Source organism: Actinoalloteichus hymeniacidonis (assembly GCF_014203365.1).
GTDB classification, from domain to species: Bacteria; Actinomycetota; Actinomycetes; order Mycobacteriales; family Pseudonocardiaceae; genus Actinoalloteichus_A; species Actinoalloteichus_A hymeniacidonis.
This window is the reverse complement of record NZ_JACHIS010000001.1, coordinates 6,163,374-6,180,770: the sequence shown is the minus strand read 5'-3', so window position 1 is coordinate 6,180,770 and position 17,397 is coordinate 6,163,374. Positions and strand designations below refer to the sequence as shown.

At 65.9% G+C, this 17,397-nt stretch carries 13 protein-coding genes; 4 read left to right on the top strand and 9 right to left on the bottom strand.

From position 1 onward, the window contains the following. Positions 1-194 precede the first annotated feature (194 nt). Positions 195-1,007, top strand: coding sequence for an HAD family hydrolase (locus tag BKA25_RS26545; RefSeq protein ID WP_069845771.1), 813 nt, complete (start codon positions 195-197; stop codon positions 1,005-1,007). A gap of 157 nt (positions 1,008-1,164) precedes the next feature. Further along, positions 1,165-2,097: a GDP-mannose 4,6-dehydratase gene (locus BKA25_RS26540; protein WP_069845773.1), complete on the top strand. Its 933-nt coding sequence runs from the start codon at positions 1,165-1,167 to the stop codon at positions 2,095-2,097. Between the two features lie 91 nt (positions 2,098-2,188). Here the strand turns inward: BKA25_RS26540 and BKA25_RS26535 are convergent, their stop codons facing one another. From BKA25_RS26535 to BKA25_RS26510, 6 genes are all read right to left on the bottom strand, one after another. Further along, positions 2,189-2,605 carry a DUF2304 domain-containing protein gene (locus BKA25_RS26535; protein WP_084642340.1) on the bottom strand — a complete coding sequence of 139 codons (417 nt, stop codon included), beginning with the start codon at positions 2,603-2,605 and terminating at the stop codon, positions 2,189-2,191. A gap of 4 nt (positions 2,606-2,609) precedes the next feature. Further along, positions 2,610-3,296 (bottom strand): polyprenyl-phospho-N-acetylgalactosaminyl synthase PpgS, encoded by a 687-nt coding sequence (gene ppgS / locus BKA25_RS26530; protein WP_069845777.1) that lies wholly within the window; start codon positions 3,294-3,296, stop codon positions 2,610-2,612. A 134-nt stretch (positions 3,297-3,430) separates the two neighbouring features. Then, complete coding sequence (locus BKA25_RS26525) at positions 3,431-4,855, bottom strand: lipopolysaccharide biosynthesis protein (RefSeq protein WP_157420879.1); 1,425 nt, start codon at positions 4,853-4,855, stop codon at positions 3,431-3,433. A gap of 55 nt (positions 4,856-4,910) precedes the next feature. After that, positions 4,911-5,816 (bottom strand): glycosyltransferase family 2 protein, encoded by a 906-nt coding sequence (locus tag BKA25_RS26520; protein WP_236750439.1) that lies wholly within the window; start codon positions 5,814-5,816, stop codon positions 4,911-4,913. 349 nt (positions 5,817-6,165) lie between these two features. Then, positions 6,166-7,050, bottom strand: a complete 885-nt coding sequence (locus BKA25_RS26515; RefSeq protein WP_084642342.1) for a glycosyltransferase — start codon at positions 7,048-7,050, stop codon at positions 6,166-6,168. 150 nt (positions 7,051-7,200) lie between these two features. Continuing rightward, complete coding sequence (locus tag BKA25_RS26510) at positions 7,201-9,186, bottom strand: DUF6541 family protein (RefSeq protein ID WP_069845783.1); 1,986 nt, start codon at positions 9,184-9,186, stop codon at positions 7,201-7,203. 2,052 nt (positions 9,187-11,238) lie between these two features. Here BKA25_RS26510 and glf point away from each other — a divergent pair. Both glf and BKA25_RS26500 read left to right on the top strand, forming a co-directional pair. Beyond that, the gene (gene glf / locus BKA25_RS26505) at positions 11,239-12,423 is read left to right on the top strand and encodes a UDP-galactopyranose mutase (RefSeq protein ID WP_069845787.1); all 1,185 of its coding nucleotides are present in this window, start codon (positions 11,239-11,241) and stop codon (positions 12,421-12,423) included. Between the two features lie 3 nt (positions 12,424-12,426). After that, positions 12,427-14,439, top strand: a complete 2,013-nt coding sequence (locus BKA25_RS26500) for a glycosyltransferase (protein ID WP_236750440.1) — start codon at positions 12,427-12,429, stop codon at positions 14,437-14,439. A gap of 252 nt (positions 14,440-14,691) precedes the next feature. On the opposite strand, the gene glfT1 is transcribed toward BKA25_RS26500, so the two are convergent. From glfT1 to wzm, 3 genes are read right to left on the bottom strand one after another with little or no spacing between them, the layout of a single operon-like run. Next, positions 14,692-15,645, bottom strand: a complete 954-nt coding sequence (gene glfT1, locus BKA25_RS26495; RefSeq protein WP_084642344.1) for a galactofuranosyltransferase GlfT1 — start codon at positions 15,643-15,645, stop codon at positions 14,692-14,694. Further along, entirely contained in the window at positions 15,642-16,460 is an 819-nt protein-coding gene (wzt, locus tag BKA25_RS26490) for a galactan export ABC transporter ATP-binding subunit Wzt/RfbE (RefSeq protein ID WP_069845789.1), read from the bottom strand. Before wzt ends, glfT1 begins: the two co-directional genes overlap by 4 nt. A 15-nt stretch (positions 16,461-16,475) precedes the next feature. After that, the gene (gene wzm, locus BKA25_RS26485; protein WP_084643513.1) at positions 16,476-17,336 is read right to left on the bottom strand and encodes a galactan export ABC transporter permease subunit Wzm/RfbD; all 861 of its coding nucleotides are present in this window, start codon (positions 17,334-17,336) and stop codon (positions 16,476-16,478) included. Positions 17,337-17,397: the final 61 nt, after the last annotated feature.

The window sequence follows — 17,397 nt, the reverse complement described above, 5'->3', positions numbered from 1 at the left end:
CCGCTCTGCGGCGCACCTCGCCTGCTCGCCGTCGCATCGACCCCCGCAGAGCTGGTTCACGACTGTCGGGGCGCCCCGCCGGGACACGCTGGACCGGGGCACAGGCACCGCCGCCCGCGACGACCGGGTGCAACGGCGCGACCGGTCTGCGGCGTTGCGTTCCTGATCAGACCCATCCGAGGCACGATGGCCCAGTGAGTATCCCGAGACTCGTAGCCTCCGATATCGATGGCACCCTGCTCGATCCGCTGGAGCAGATCCGCCCGAGAACCGCAGCCGTGGTCCACCGACTGCAGGCCGCCGACGTGCCCTTCATCCTCGCGACCGGGCGAGCCCCGCGCTTCGTGATCCCGGTCAGCAGGATGCTGGATGCTCCCGGGTTGGCCGTCTGCATCAACGGTGCGGTGGTTTTCGACACCCGCAGCGAACAGGTCCGCAGCATGCACACCCTGGATGCGGTGTTGCTCAACGACGTCGGCGAGGCATTGTTGCGGTTGCTGCCGGGTTGCACCCTGGCGGTCGAACGGATCAAGACCACCGGCACAGGACTGAACGACGAGTTCCTCGGCGGCCCGGGTTACGTCCATCCCTGGTCCACGGAGAGCCTCATCCAGTCGGCGACCATCGCCGAGATACTCGGCCGTCCCGCGGTCCGATTGATGGCCCGACACGACTCCCTGAGCAGCGACGAGATGGCCGCGGCGGTGACGACCATGCTCGGGGACGTGGTCGAGGTCGCCTATTCCACCGATCTCGGTCTGATCGACGTGATGCCGTCGGGGATCAGCAAGGCGAGTGGGTTGGCGGAGATCACCGAGGACCTGGGTATCTCGGCGGCGGAGGTCATCGCCTTCGGCGATATGCCCAACGACCTGCCGATGCTGCGCTGGGTCGGGCATGGCGTCGCGATGGGCAATGCGCATCCGGAGGTGCGCGACATCGCCGACGAGGTGACGGTCAGCAATGCGGAGGACGGGGTCGCTCACGTGCTCGAACGCTGGTTCTGAAAGCGCTCTGCGGTGCTGTCGCCCACTGCCCCGAAGCGGGCGGATCGTTGGGGACGGCACCCGGTTTGATCTACGCGATCGGGCTCGTTCTTAACCTGCGGCACAGGGTCACTTCGTTACCATGATGTTGTCTTTCGTCGGCAGGAAAAGGAAGTCCATGCGCGCTCTAGTAACCGGTGGAGCCGGGTTCATCGGCTCCACCCTGGTCGATCGGCTGCTCGCCGACGGTTGCGAGGTCGCCGTCGTCGACGACCTGAGTCGCGGGAAAGCGGCGAATCTGTCCGGTGCCCTGGAGACGGGCCGTGCCACGCTGCACGAGCTGGACATCGTCGACGAGGGCCTCATCGATCTCGTCGCGCGAATCCGCCCCGAGGTGATCTTTCATCTCGCGGCGCAGATCGACGTCCGGGTCAGCGTCGCTCAACCACTGCTCGATGCGAGGAAGAACGTCCTCGGCACCATCAACCTGGCCGAAGCCGCCCGCCTCGCAGAGGTACGCAAGATCGTCTTCTCCTCCTCGGGCGGGTCGATCTACGGCAATCCGGCGACGCTGCCGATCGCCGAGACGGTGCCGGTGGACCCCCAGTCGCCGTACGCAGCCTCCAAGGTCTCCGGCGAGGTGTACCTGAACACCTATCGCGGGCTGTACGGCCTGGACTGCACGCACCTGGCGCTGGCCAACGTCTACGGGCCGAGGCAGGACCCGCACGGCGAGGCGGGCGTGGTGGCGATCTTCGCCGAGGCCCTGCTCTCGGGCAGGCCGACCAAGGTCTTCGGCGACGGCGGAAACACGCGTGACTATGTCTTCGTCGGCGATGTGGTCGCCGCCTTCGCCTCGGCGGCGGGCGAAGCGGGTTCCGGGAAGCGCTACAACATCGGGACCGGGGTGCAGACCTCCGACCGGGAACTGCACACGGTGGCTGCGGCCGCCGCCGGAGCGGCGGACGCACCGGAGTTCCATCCCGAGCGGCTCGGCGACCTGCGGGCCTCGGCGCTGGATGCCACGGCTGCGGCCCGCGAACTGGGCTGGAAGCCGGAGGTCGACATCGTCGAGGGCGTGCGCCGTACCGTCGACTACTTCCGGGGCTGAGCAGACTCGATCATCCGCGTGATGCTCGGCGGATATCGGGGCGGCGACTAGGTCGCTCCCGGTACCGCCGAGCCATCGGCGTCGTGGTCGATCAGGATGCCGTCGGGACGTTCGTGCCCTCGTCCTTGTCCTGGTTCTCGTCCTGTCCGGCGCCCGGCTCCTGGACCTTGTCGTCCAGCGCGGGCGGTTCGGCGGACTGCACCGCGATCGCCCTGGCGAGCCGGGCGTGGCGGAGTTCGAGCTCCTTGAACCGCAGGTACGTGTTGACCATGGCGAAGGCGAAGGCCACGACCAGGCCGTAGAGCAGCAGGTCGGTTCCGCGACCGACACCCACCGCGTCGGCGATGCTGGTCAACGCATCCGGCTGGAGCACCGCGAGCACGCCGAAGAGGATGAACAGCACGAAGCCGATCTTCACGCCTGCGGCGGTGCGGGTGGTGCCGTGATTGCGCAGGAAGAACACCATCAGCACGAGTACCGCGCTGATCAACAGAATCTGAATGAGCATCAGGTCACCGCCTCGAGCCGCGTAGTGCGCTGTCGAACAGGATGTTGACCCCGTTGATCAAGGACTGGCCCTTGGCCATCGAGTATTCGGTGTAGATGATGGTCACCTTCTCCTCGGCGACCCGCCAGCTCTTGCGGTCGATGATCGCGATGATCTCCGAGGCATGGCCCATGCCGTTGATGGTGATGTCGAGTCCGTCGGCCACCGTTTTGTTGAATGCGCGCAGGCCGTTGTGGGCGTCGGTGAGCTTCAATCGCCGAGTACGCGGGCTGAGCGCGACGACGGTCTTGAGTACCAACCGCTTGATCCACGGGATGTGGCTGGTGTCGCCGTGGAATCGGGTGCCGACCAGGATGTCGACCGGTTCCTTGCGCAGTCGATCGATCATGCGCACCACGTCCTCGACCCGGTGCTGACCATCTGCGTCGAAGGTGACGAAGTATTTGGCGCCCGGCTGGGTGCGGGCGTATTCGATGCCCGTCTGCAACGACGCACCCTGACCCAGATTCACGGGATGACGCACCAGATGCGCCCCGGACTGGCGGATTTCGGAAACCGATGCATCTCGGCTGCCATCGTCGACGCAAACGATATTCGGGAAGGTCAGTCGCGCATTCTGCACGACCTCGCGGATCACTTGGGCTTCGTTGTAGACAGGGACGATCAGCCAGACATCGTCGTAGTCGGACATGCCAGAGCTCCCGGGTTGTGGAGAAGATGTCGCGCCTGGAATCTCGGGCTGCCAATCAGGCGGAGGCCTCTGGAGCGCGAAGCGATCCGAGTTTACTCCAAGCGACCGTTGCCGTTTGACGCCCCGCCGCCGATTTACTGCGCCGCAGGCACGCTCGGCGTGTCGGCTCGGCGGGTCGTGAGCCTGCGGGCCAACGCTATGCCGGTGATCAGCACCACGACCAGCGGGCCTGCCAGCTGTGCGATGACGGCTGCGGAGATGGGGTCGCCCGGTAGCGCCAGCATTCCGATGAGAAGCAGCGTGCCGAGCACCCATGCGATGGAGACGGTCTGATGCATACCCATCGCCACCAACGCGGGTTGCAGGATCTGCGCCAGCATCAACAGCACGGTGGACAGGCCGAGTAGGGCCATCACCCCGGCGGCGGGCCGAGCCTCGGCGCCGAAGAAGGTGACGACCATCCACGGGCCGAGCAGCGCCGAGCCCGCCGCACCGGGCAGACCGACGGCCGCCACGGCGATGAGGATGATGCCGACCCGTTTGCGGACGACGGAGTACTCGCCGTGCACCGCGGCCTTGGTGAGCACCGGCAGCAACATCGCCTGGATCGGGCTGAACAGCAGCAGCGGGATCCTGGTCAGTACGAAGGCGAAGCCGAAGGCGGTGGCCGCCGCGCGGTCCTCGACGAGTCTGCCGTTGACCACCAGCGGGGCGAGGTTGGCCACCAGCTGCGCGAGCAGCGTCGCCACCCCGAGGAAGACCAGGCCCTTGGCGATCCGGCCGAGGGTGTGACCGGCGATGACCTCGGCCGCGGTGCCGGTGGTCTCGGTATCCGGTTCGGCGGCTGCGGAGGGCTCGGCCGTCGCCGTCTCGCCCGAGTCCTCGGTCCGGGCCACGGCCGGGTCCGTCTGCGAGTCGGCCGGGCCGTGCTCCTTGCGGGGAAGCGCGGCGAACTCGCGGCGCAGCCACGGCAACGCCACCAGCGCCGCGAAGCCGCCACCCGCGACGAAGGCCAAACCGAACATGCTGGTGCCGCCGATGCCGACCAGCACGATCGCGATACAGGCGAGCAGCCGGGACAGGCCCTCCGCGCCGAGGGTGGCGGCATAGCCGGTGAACTGCTGGCTCGCGCCGAGCAGCCCTCGGGTGAGGTACATGGCGGCCGACATGACCACCGAGAGCAGGGTCAGCGACAACAGCATGAAGTCGCCGCCGAACAACCGGTCGACCAGCAGCGGGGACGCGGCGAGCAGGACGAGGATGGTCAGGCCTGCCAGCGAGGCTCCGAGCAGGACCGCCCGTCGGATGCCGGGCCGAGGATCCACCGTCGCGGCGATGCCGCTGCTGACGACGCGGTTGGTCTCCTGTTCCAGCGAGACGAACAAGCCGGGACCGATGATGCTGACCATCATGTAGAGCGACTGGAGCGCGACGGTCTCGGCGGGCGGCATGGTGTTGCCGACGATCGCGAGGAAACCGAACCCGGCGAGGCCGACGATCACCAGCCCGATCCCCATCAGGATGGCGGAGCGAGAGGATCGGGCAGCTGATCGAGTCACAGCGACAGACTAGAGGCGAGCCCGCCCAGGGCGGACCGGGCCGCTGATCGATCGCTCAAATCCGCTTGCTGGGTCCGAATGCGTGCCGGGTGAGGTTTCGGGTGCCCTCGCTGTGCTTGTTCTTCAACGCCTTCGGCAACAGCGTGAGTGCGTGCAACCGCGAGGAGACGTGGCTCCTGGCGACCTTTGCTGCCCGGCTCCAGCCCTGCTCGTCCAGCCTGCGGGCGACGTCGAGGAAGTAGTTGCGCTCCTCGATGAAGCGGGTGCCGGCCATCGCTCGCCAGGAGGAGTCGCTGGCGCGGTGACGTCGGTACTGGAAGCAGACCGTGTCGTCCACGACGAGCTGGTCGCCACGCTGCACCAGATCCATGACCAGCGCGAGGTCCTGAACGACGTTGAGGCCTTCGCGGAAGCCGACCTTGGTGATGGCATCGGCCCGCCAGGTCAGCGACGGGAAGTACAGCCAGTTGCCGCGAAGCAGGCTGATCGCCAGGTCCTCGCCGCAGAAGATCTGCCTGCCCCGACCCTTGGGGGCGTACAGCCTGCGCTTCGCCTGGTCGACGAGCGTCTTGGCCGGTTCGCCGTTCTCGTCGATCAGTTCGACGCCGGGCTGGATGATGGTGGCGTTGGGGTGCGATCGATGCGCCGACTGGACGGTGCGCACGTAGTTCGGCAGCATCACGTCGTCTGCGCCCATCACGACCACGAGCTCGTGCTCGACGAGGTCCAGGCACTTCTGGAAGTTGCGGTTGGCTCCGAGGTTCTCCTCGTTGCGCAGGTACTTGATGCGACCGTCCCCCAGGGACTCGAACCAACCGGGGATCGAGTCGTCCGGGTAACCGTCGTCGACGACGGTCAATCGCCAATCGGGGTCGTCCTGAGCCAGCACGCTACGCACGGTGGTCTGCATCAGGCCGACGTCGCCGTAATACGGGAGCATGATGTCGAGGGGAGAAGCCACCGGCCCACTGTAGGTGATTGTCCGACCGATCGCCGAAAAGGTTAATCTTTAACAAGATCGATTTTACCTGGTCATCACAACAATCTTGTGCGGATTTCACGCCGAGTGGCTACGGCTGATCGCCTGCCCCAGATGTTGTAGTCCGGTTCGTCCCGGTTGCGCGGGGCGGGGAATCGATTGCCGAAGGGCTCCCGATCGTGGAGATCTGCGTGGTGGCGATCACTGGGCGTAGCTGTATTGCTCGGCCTGCCGTCTGCGCGGAGTGCATGCCGACACCGCGAGGGAATGCGAATCGGTGGACCCACTCCAAACCGGAGGAGCCCACCGAGACAACGGCGTCGGTGGGCGACTACCGAAGCGCGTGACGAAGTAACCGGCGAGCCGTGTCGCGTTCGCCTGCCTGGAGCACCGAGGGCAACTGGGTGAGTGCATTGAGCCGGGAGAACAGGCGCTGATTGGCCGCGCGCACCGCGCTGTTCCAGCCGCGCTCCCGCAGTTGCGTCGAAATCGATTCGAAGTAGGCTTTCTCCTCGACGAAGCGTTCGCCGCTGCGCGCATACGAGCTGGAATGGCTCGCCCGATGCCTGCGATACTGGAATGCGACCTGCTGACTCACCACCAGCGATCCGCCGCGCAGGATCATGTCGATCACCATGGCGAGGTCGTTCACGCCGTCGGTGCCCGTGCGCTGCGGCAGGTCGGCGCTGATGTCCCGCCGGTAGCAGAGCGCGGGCGTGTACAGCCAGTTTCCGCGCAGCAGGCTCGTCACCGCCTCCTCGCCGGAGATCTCGAAGGTGCCGGATCTGCCTCGGGCGAAGCCCTTCACCAGGTCCGGCAGCGGGCGGTGGAACGCGCCGTTCTCGTCGATCACCTGAACGCCGGGTTGGAACATCGCCGCATCGGGATAACGATTGATGAGGACGCTCAGCACCTTGCCGTAATTGGGCAGCAGGACGTCGTCGGCATCCAACACGACGAAATGCTCGCGTTCGCCCAGCTGCATGCATCGGTGCTGATTGCCCGCCACGCCGAGATTCTCCGCATTGCGTAAGTAGCGGATGCGGTCATCGCCGAGCGCGGCCACCCGCCGTTGTACCTCTGCGCCACCGGGATAGCAGTCCTCGACGATGGTCAGTCGCCAGTCGGTGTCAATCAGTCCCCGAACGCTCTCGATCGCCCGAAAGAGGTAATTCGGGTCCCCGTAATACGGGATGATGACGTCCAGCGAGATCATGCGCTGACCTTCCAGTCGGGCCTGCGGGGACCACTGTCACCCGATCGTGAAGCTTAGTCAGCGCCGCCGACTTCAAGGTCGACTACTCCGGCTATTGCCGCACGTTCGGTGGGGATCCACCGCAGGCCTGGAGCGAAAGGTCTAACGCCCTCAGCCCGCTGCGCAGTCGGTGATGCGATAAAGCTGTAGTCCCGCATCCTCGGCGACCAGTTCGAAGCCCGGTGCACCGGCGGCGGCCTCGATTCCCGGATAGAGCTCACGGCGCGCGTCATCCGGCCAGAAGTCCAGCGATCCGCTGATCAGATACTCGATCCCCTGATCCTGAACCGCCTGGCAGGCCACCGGGTCGGTAGCCACCTCGTGGAGGTTCTCGGCCAGGTACTCCTGGTCCTCGTTCCACTCGAACACCAGGTGCGGATAGAGCACCCGACGCTCCTCCAGTGCCCAGAGCAGCGCGCTGCCGTCCCACGGCTGGTTGGCCACCGTCGCCCCCTCGGGGACGATCTCGGCGACCTCCGCGTAGAACCGACGTTCGTCGGGGTCGACCAGGTTCTCGCGCCGATTGTTCGGCGTCTCCGGGTAGAGCCTGCCGATCAGCTCCGGATGGTCCCTGGCGTACATCCCGCCGCTCTGCACGACCAACAGCGCACCCAAGAGCAGCGTGAGGGTGGCGACGGAACCGGTCAGCTTGGTGATCGGGCCGGTCCAGCGCCGCTCGGCGACGAACCGGTGCAGCGCCCGCGCGACGGCGGTCAGACCGATCACCGCCAGCGGGATGGCCGTGACCGGGATCATCGCGGCGAGCCGATGCGAGTCGTTGTACCAGATGCCGGTGAGCAGCATCGACAGGCCGCTGTCCAGCGAGGCCGCGAACATGTAGAGCACCCCGGCGGTGAGGTGTGAGAACACCAGCCATCGATGGGTCCGCCCGCGCCAGGCCGAGACCAGACCGATCAACACCGCCAACGACAGCAGCCAGGTCGCATCCCGGCGGTTGAGTCCCCCGAAGGCGACCTCGCCGAGGGCCTGAGACGGCGTCTCGAAGGCGGGCCAGTCGTGCGAGGTGAGCTCGGCGAACGCCGACGAGGTCGCGAAGACCAGGCCGCCGACGATGGTCAGCACCACCGGCACGACGACCAACACCGTCGCCGGGATGTACCGCTTGACCGAGACCAGGCGGCTCGCCTGCCGGAACACCGCGAAGGCCACCGGAGCGATGCTGAACGCCGCAAGGCTGAACACCGAGTTCGGATGGGCGAGCCCGCCACCCGCCAAGGTCGCCAGCAGCAACAGGACGGCTTGGCCATTGCCGAGCGTGACCCGCTTGGTCATCCGAGTCAGGGCGATCACTGCGGCCAGGCCTGCGGGCAGCACCGCCATGCCGACGAGGTTCGGCCAGATCACCCCGAAGCCGAGCAGCATCCACGGGAAGGACTCGAAGCCGAGGCTGATGAGGCCGGTAAGCACCATCGCGGGCACCGATGGGCCCACGATCTGGCGGACCAGCAGCATGCAGGACAACGGCCAGGCGATCAGTGCGACGACCACGGCGGTCAGGTTGGCGACCGTGTGCACGCCGACGCCCGCGATGGACTCGGTCAAGGACGCCAGCGCATGGAAGGCCGCCGGATAGAACCCGCCATCGCCCAGCGGGTCGGTCGTTCCACCGACCGCGAGCGAGGATGCGTTGCCCTCTTCGAGGATGAAGGTGATGGCGTTGAGGTGGAAGACGGCATCGAAGCTCTGGACGAGCCGGTCGGGCTCACCCATCCCGGCCATGACCGTCACGACACCGATGGGGACGGCCAGCAGGATGCCGATCAACGCCGCGATCCGCACGGACCACGGGTCCTGCTCGGTCGGCTTCGGCTTGGCCCGTCTTGCGATGAGCAGCCGGACTGCCAGCACCAGGACCGCGGCGATGACCGTGCCGCCTGCGACGATCGCAGGCCCCCAGGTGAGACCCACGGCGCCTGCGGCAACGGCCAGCGTTCCGATCAGGGCGATGCTGGCGACGGGAGCGGCACCCCATGCCGGGATACCTCGGAATCCGGCCGCGTATCCGAGCAACAGCCCCGGAAGCAACAGCCAGCCGACTGCGATCAGCGCTGTCGGGACGGCTTCCAACCAACTCATTCGTCAAGTCCCCATTGCCTTGGCGGCCCAGCCGTCGTTCCCCCGGGGCCTGGGCGCGTGTGTTCCGCGTGATCGTCGACAAGGCGGCGCACGTGTCGTGGGCGTGCCTGCGTTCGAAGTCTAGGCCGGCAGTCAGTGGAGGCGATCGGTGCGCTCACCTGATCGGTAGAGATCCTTCGAGCGAACTGCGAAGTGAAAGTCGCCCTTCGTGGTTATCAACGGCATCATGCTGGTGAAACGTTCGTTCACCAATCTGGGCGACCAGATTGCAGTATTGCGCGCGGGCGCGCGAGGCGTGCTTTCTCCGGCGATCCTCGGATGTCCGACTGTCGGGCTGTGCGTGGGCAACGGACGCGTCGACTGCGTGCAAGACGACCCCGGCGTTTCGCGCGTTGTGGTCGGGTCCCCATTCGCGGTTTTCCGTCCGCGTGCTCGGATTCGCGCACCGACCACCTGCCGCTGCCGGTCGGTGGCGCCACGCTTCCGGTAGCCACATCGATCACCGTGGGTGATCTAGGATTTGGGCGTCTTTCGCGGTGAAAAGGCCTGATGGCGAGGGTCTCGACGTCTTGCGGATGTGGGCGGGCGAGGCTCGGGCGGGCTTTCTTGCACTCCGGTGATGCGCAAGAGCCCGAAGCGGCCGCGCCGATGGCCTGTCGATGCCTGCGGGGATGCGCCCAATGCGGATGCTCCCGGGCGCACCGTGGATCCGTCCGGCATTGGATAGTGCGACGCCAACTCCGATGAAACCGATCGGTTAAGGGCTATTCCGGGCAGGCCCGAGGCGGCATCCGCTGTCTGCTCAATCACACTCGACCGGACACCGGCGAGGTATCCAGCGGGGCGTGCCTGGACCATTAGCCGTGGTTGCCCGGTCGATGGCATCGGGAGTCGCCTGCCGATGCCGCCGCGTTCGTCCACGTATCGTCCGAGTCGAACTGGGCGGACCGTTCTCGGTTTGCGTTGTCCATCCCGACTCGCGCCCGCGCAGGCGGCGCTCTGTCGATGCCGAGTTCCGATCTAGGACCTAGGCCACGAGGTCACCCGTTGGGGTGCTGGCCTGCGACGCAGGCATTGGGTAAGGACGAGCCGAGCAGAGGTGGACCAATTCCCGACTTCGGTGCAATGCCTGCCGCTACCGATGCGCCCTGCGGCTCGTGTGCCGTTGTTCATCGGCGGTCGTTCGAAGGGTGTCCGTGCGATGGCGCTCGAGCTCCTCGACCGTGGGTCGTTCGTCCTCCGCCGAGGCATGCCTTTTGCTGGAACCGCGATCCGGGGGGACGCAGCCGATGGTTCGATACGAACATCGCGCCATCTTCGAGATCGTCTGGACGAACCGCCCACCGTTACCCGCGTGCGTTACCCGCTCAATCACCCGGGGCATTCGTGGCGGCCGCCGGTCACGATCGTGGATGGGTGTCGATTCTATTGATTATTCTGATATCCCGATAAGACCTTGGAGTTTCAGTGGGACAGTTTCGTCTCGACTGTTCTCCGGTGGAGTCGAGGAGCTTAGCTCCGCCTTATGCTCGCTTATCGACAAGCCGTATAGTCGCTTCTTGTTTCCGCATCGATTCGGACTGATCCGCTGTCACAGAAGGTGATCGTGCGGTCACCTCGGCTCGTTGTGAGGGTGCCGTGAAATTGACTGCACCGGGCCGAATCACTTCTGCTGCCCGCGAGTTGAAGTCGTCGAAGCACCGCCTTCGTAGATCGCATCGAGATCGGACGATTCGGAAACATCCGGAGGTCGTCCGCAGTGGTGGCCGATACCCGTCCTAGCAGCGCGACTCGGGTAGCGACTCCACCGTCACGGCGGTGGGAATCGGCCGATCAGACCCGCTGTGACCACGAGATCCATCGATAATCCGACCGGCAGGATTGTTGTGCCACGCTGCACCTACGGCCCGAGGGAACCCGGCGTCGTGGCTCGCTTCGATGTGTCCTCTCACGGCGTGCCGCCGGCGTTGCCGAGCACCTTCGGCGGGGTGCGCGGCCGTGAAGTGACGGTGGGTTCGTGCCTCCACGAAGCTATTAGTACTCTCGACAACTGTGAGCTTTGATGGCTATGACTTGATCGTTGTGGGTTCGGGTTTCTTCGGCCTTACGGTTGCTGAGCGGGCGGCTACCCAGCTGAACAAGCGGGTACTGGTGCTCGATCGCCGTGAGCACATCGGAGGCAACGCGTATTCAGAGGCCGAGCCCGAGACCGGGATCGAGGTGCACCGCTACGGCGCACACCTGTTCCATACGTCCAACAAGCGGGTGTGGGATTACGTCAACCAGTTCACCGACTTCACCGATTACCAACACCGGGTGTTCACGATCTTCAAGGATCGTGTTTTCCCGATGCCGGTGAACCTCGCGACGATCTGCGAGTACTTCGGTGAGTACCTGACCCCGGACCAGGCCAAGGCCTTGGTCGCCGAGCAGTCCGGCGAGTTCGACACCAAAGAGGCGTCGAACCTCGAGGAGAAGGCGATCTCGCTGATCGGGCGCCCGCTCTACGAGGCGTTCGTCAAGGGCTACACCGCCAAGCAGTGGCAGACCGACCCCAAGAATCTCCCGGCCGCGATCATCTCGCGCCTGCCTGTTCGCTACAACTTCAACAACAGGTACTTCAACGACACCTACGAGGGTCTGCCGGTCGACGGGTACACCGCCTGGCTGGAGAAGATGGCCGAGCACGAGAACATCGAGGTCCGGCTGGGCGTCGACTTCTTCGACGTGCGCGGCGAGCTGCCCGAGGTGCCGGTCGTCTTCACCGGCGCGTTGGACCGCTACTTCGACTACGCCGAGGGCGCGCTGTCCTGGCGGACGCTCGACTTCGAGCAGGAAGTCCTGCCGATCGGTGACTTCCAGGGCACCCCGGTGATGAACTACGCCGACGAGGACGTCACCTACACGCGGATTCACGAGTTCCGGCACTTCCACCCGGAGCGGGAATACCCGACGGACAAGACGGTCGTGGTTCGGGAGTTCTCCCGGTTCGCCGAGGAGAAGGACGAGCCCTACTACCCGATCAACACCGCGGAAGACCGTGCGAAGCTCGAGAAGTACCGCGAGCTGGCCAAGCAGGAGGCGAAGGAGCGCAAGGTCCTCTTCGGTGGCAGGCTCGGGACGTACAAGTACCTCGACATGCACATGGCCATCGGGTCGGCGCTGAGCATGTTCGACAACCGCATCGCCCCCTACTTCACCGAGGGCCGCTCGCTCGACGGCTCGCTGGAGGACTGAGACGTGACCGAGCAAACCGGGCCGCCGAAGGCGACCCGCCCGCAGGACACCGTTCCCGCAGCAGGCGAGGCAACGGACGCCGCCTCCGACGCGGTGGTCGCGGACACCAAGGTCAGTGACCAGACCTCGGTGCGAGTCGGCAACCGTTCCGGGCTGGCGGGTCTGCAGGTGCTCCAGCGGCTCATCCTGCCGAGGGACGAGGACCCGCTCGACGTCCGTCCGCTGTACCTGGACGAGCCGGAGAACCTGCACACCCACGTTTCCGGTAGGCATGCGGTGACGGTTCCGCCGTCGGCGAAGGTGTCCTTCGCGTCCTACTTCAACGCCTTCCCGGCCAGCTACTGGAAGCGCTGGACCCGCGTCGACGAGGTCGTTCTGCGCCTCTCGGTCAAGGGCACCGGCCGCGTCGACCTCTACCGGTCGAAGCCCAGCGGCGACATCGTGCACCTGGAGGGCCACCCGGTCCGCAGCTCCAAGGCATGGACCACGATCGAGATCCGGGTCAGCCTCGCGCCGTTCGAGGACGGCGGCTGGATCTGGTTCGACATCTTCACCGACGAGTCCTCGCTGCAGATCAAGGAAGCGGCCTGGACCACCGATGAGGACCTGCCCCGGCAGAAGATGGCCATCGGCATCACCACGATGCGCCCGGTCGACGCCGTCATCGCGCTGCGGGCGCTCGGCGAGGACCGGGACGTCCTCGACGTCGTCGAGAAGGTCTTCGTCGCCGACCAGGGCAAGGTGAAGGTTCGGGAGACCGAGGGCTTCGCCGAGGCGGCCAAGCTGCTGGGCAGCAGGCTCGAGGTCATCGAGCAGGAGAACCTCGGCGGCTCGGGTGGCTTCACCAGGGGCCTGTACGAGGCGATCGAGCACACCAACGTCGATCAGGTCATGCTGATGGACGACGACATCCGGTTGGAGCCCGATTCGGTGCTCCGCTCCAACGCCTTCACCAGGGCGCTGGCGCAGCCGGTCATCGTCGGAAGCCACATGCTGAACCTGCAGGCCAGGGCTCGACTGCACAGCATGGGCGAGGTCGTCGACCTCAACAGCTGCTTCTGGCGTCCCGCCCCGGGTGCCGTCGTCGACCACGACTTCGGCGAGGAATCCCTTCGGGAGACCCCGGAGCTGCACAGCCGGATCAACTCCACCTACAACGGTTGGTGGATGTGCAACTTCCCGCGTGAGGTCGTCGAGCGCACCGGTTACCCGCTCCCGCTGTTCATCAAGTGGGACGACGCCGAGTACTCGCTGCGGGCCGCCGAGCGCGGTTTCCCGACCGTCAGCCTGCCCGGCTCCGCGGTGTGGCACATGCCGTGGACGGACAAGAACGACGCGACGGACTGGACCGCGTACTACCACACCCGCAACCGGCTGATCCTCGCTGCGTTGCACAGCCCGTACGACGTGCGGCGCACGCTGCTCAAGCAGGGCCTCAAGCTGTCGCTGCGGCACCTGCTGTCGATGGAGTACTCCACGGTGGCCGTGCAGCAGAAGGCCATCGAGGACTTCCTGGCGGGCCCGGCGAACCTGGTCGAGTCGCTCCGGACCTCGCTGCCCGAGGTTCGGGAGCTGCGTAGCAACTACAGCGACGCACAGGTCCTGCCGTCCTCTCGGGAGTTCCCGCCGCCGACCTTCGACATGGTGCGGGCCGAGGCGATGCTCAAGCCGCCGGTGAACCCGGTGGTCATCGCGGCGCGCGCGTCCAAGGCACTGCTGCACAACCTGCGTCCGCCGGAGACGGTGGCGAAGGAACGGCCGCAGATGAACGTGCCGTCGAGCAACGCCCTGTGGTTCCTGCTCGGTTCGCTGGACAGTGCAACGGTGTCCAACGCCGACGGTTCCGGGGTGGCCTTCCGCCGCCGCGACCCGGAGGAGTTCCGCAAGCTCGGAGCCCAGGTGGTCAACAACTACCGCAGGTTGATGCGGGAGTGGCCTCGGCTCAAGCGGGCCTACCGGGACGCGATGCCGGAGCTGACCAGCGCCGACTCCTGGAAGCGGGTCTTCGGCGAATAGCAACCGGGCCGTCGACCCGATGACCTCGGGTTCGACGGTCGAATAGCCAGCAAAGCCACCGGATACGGGGCGGTCTTGGCCGGAATGCGATTCCGGACTCGACCGCCCCGTTCTGTTGTGCCGGTGTGGGGATCGCAGGCGAGTGCGTTTGCCCGCCCTGCAACGCAGGACATCCTGCCCAGGACGGAGACGACAATGGGGGCCGCCCGGCACTGCCGAGACGGCCCCCACTGTCGGGAGTCAGCTAGGGGATCACTTCCGGAAGAAGTGCTCCCGGCGGCCCTGCAGCACCAGGCGGACCCACTGGCGGAAGGCCTTGGGGTCCCGGCGGACCGCCAAGAAGTACAGGCCGAACCGGAAGACCTCCAGCACACCGAGCTTGCGCATGCCCGGCTGCGACAGCAGGTAACCCCGGTTGCGGTAGGTGTAGTAACGCTTGACCGGATCCTCGGGGTCCTGGGCGTGGAATCGGCCGCCCAGCATCGGCTTGAACTCGGCCGAGCCGTCGGGGTGGACGAAGGTCGCACGCAGCGAGGTGCCGAACGGCAGGCCGGAACGCACCACCCGGCGGTGGATCTCCACCTCGTCGCCACGGAAGAACAGCCGGTAATCCGGGACGCCGACGACGTCCAGGGCGCTGGAGCGGAACAGCGCGCCATTGAAGAACGACGCGATACCGGGCAGGAAGGTCGTGCCCAGTTCCTTGCGGCGCCGCTTCCAGGTCAGGCCACGCCGCAGCGGGAAGGCCAACAGATCCGGGTCGTTGATGTTGACCACGACCGGCGACACCACGGCGAGCTTGCGTTGCTCTGCCTCGGACATCAGGGTTTCCAGCGCGGTCTCGTCGCCGGGCCTGCCGTCGTCATCGCCCAGCCAGACCCATTCGGCCCCCAGCGCCAAGGCGTGCAACATGCCGAGGGCGAAACCACCGGCGCCACCGAGGTTGCGGTGTGAGACCAGATAGGTGGTCGGCAACGGGCACGATTCGACGATCGAGCGCGCGGGCTGGTCCGGACCGTTGTCCACCACGATGACGTGGTCGGGACGATGGGTCTGCGCGGCGATCACCTTGAGCGAATCGGCGAGCAGTTCCGCACGATGCCGGGTGACGATCACCGCCACCACGGAGCCGGGGGGCAGCGTCGAGCGCTCCCCGGCCTGCTCGGCGTCGTCGTTGGTCGGCGTCGAAGCCGCTGCGGCGCTCATGCCTGCTCACCCTGGTTGTGGACCGACACGGGCGAGCTGATGCGGGCCATCGTCTCCGGAGTCAGGCTCTCGAAGGGGTCCTTGCCCTTGTAATTCGTGAGGACTTCGCGCAGCGAGCCGTGTTCGCGGATTCGGCCCTTGTCCATCCAGATCGCCGTATTGCACAGCTCGACGAGGAACTCATCGGAGTGCGAGGCGAAGACCAGCATTCCGGACCGCTTCACGAGATCGTTGAGCCGGTCACGGGCCTTCTCCAGGAAGGCCGCGTCGACCGCGCCGATGCCCTCGTCCAGCAGCAGGATCTCGGGGTCGATCGAGGTGACGACACCGAGCGCGAGCCGCACCCGCATACCCGTGGAATAGGTACGCAACGGCATCGCCAGGTAGTCGCCCAATTCGGAGAATTCGGCGATCTCGTCGGTGCGCTTCTCCATCTGCTTCCGGGACATGCCCAGGAAGAGACCACGGATGAGGATGTTCTCGTAGCCGGAGATCTCCGGGTCCATCCCCACGGCGAGGTCGAACACCGGCGCGACCTTGCCGACGATCTTGGAACGCCCCCTGGTCGGCTCGTAGATGCCGGTCAACAACCGGAGCAGGGTCGATTTCCCCGCTCCGTTGTGACCGACCAGCGCCACGCGATCCCCGTCGCCGAGCGACAGGTTGATATCGCGTAGTGCTTCGATCTGCGGCACCTTCGATTCGGTGCCGATTCTGCCGCCCGCCTTGTTGAGCACGGCCTTCTTGAGGGAACGCGACTTCGCGTCGAAAATCGGGAAATCGACCGAAGCGTTCCAGACGTCGATGCTGACCACTTGTTACGGCCTCACTCAGACCCAGTAGGACACACGGGCACGGTAGTTACGCAGGATGACCAGGGCTGCCGCCCAGCCGACGACGGTGATGCCGCCGACGATGGCCCAATGGTGCCACGAGGCCCATTCGCCGAGCATCGGCTGCCGGATGATCTCCAAGAAGTGCATGAACGGGTTGAGCTCGACGACCCAGAGCTGAGCCGCGACCTCTTCGCTGCGATCGGCGATGATGTCGTAGTTCCACACGATCGGCGTCATGAAGAACAGCAACTGCATCAGGCTGCCGGTGACCGGCGGGATGTCGCGGAAGCGGGTGGAGATGATGCCCACCAGGATCGCCATCCACATGGCGTTGATGGCCAACACCGCGAAGGCGGGCACGGCCATCAGGCTGTGGAATCCGAGCGGCTTCGGGAAGATGAACATCAGGATGACGTAAACGACCAGGTTGTGGGCGAAGAACAGCATCTGTCGCCACACCAGGCGGTACACGTGCACCGAGAGCGGTGCAGGCAGCTGCTTGATCAGGCCCTCGTTGGCGATGAAGACCGAGGCACCCTCATTCACATTGCCCGCGATGAAGTTCCAGACGATGAAGCCGACCGTCAGATACGGCAGGTGTACCGCTAGATCCTGATCGAACAACGTCGAATAAAGCACGCCGAGGGCGAATGCCGTCACGGCCATGCTGATGGTGATCCACAGGGGACCGATCACGGATCGGTTGTAACCCTGCTTGATGTCCTGCCAGCCGAGGTAGCCCCACAAAGGGCGCTGATGCCATCCCCGGCGCAGATCGCCGAAGGCACGGCTCCAGCTCCGATAGGAGGGCTGGGGCGGCTCTGTCGAACGCTCACGCGTGCTGGTTGCCTGCACGGGAGAGAGAGTACCGGCGACGGTGTGTGTGACTCGTCGCCGGTAGGTCACGCTCGCGTCA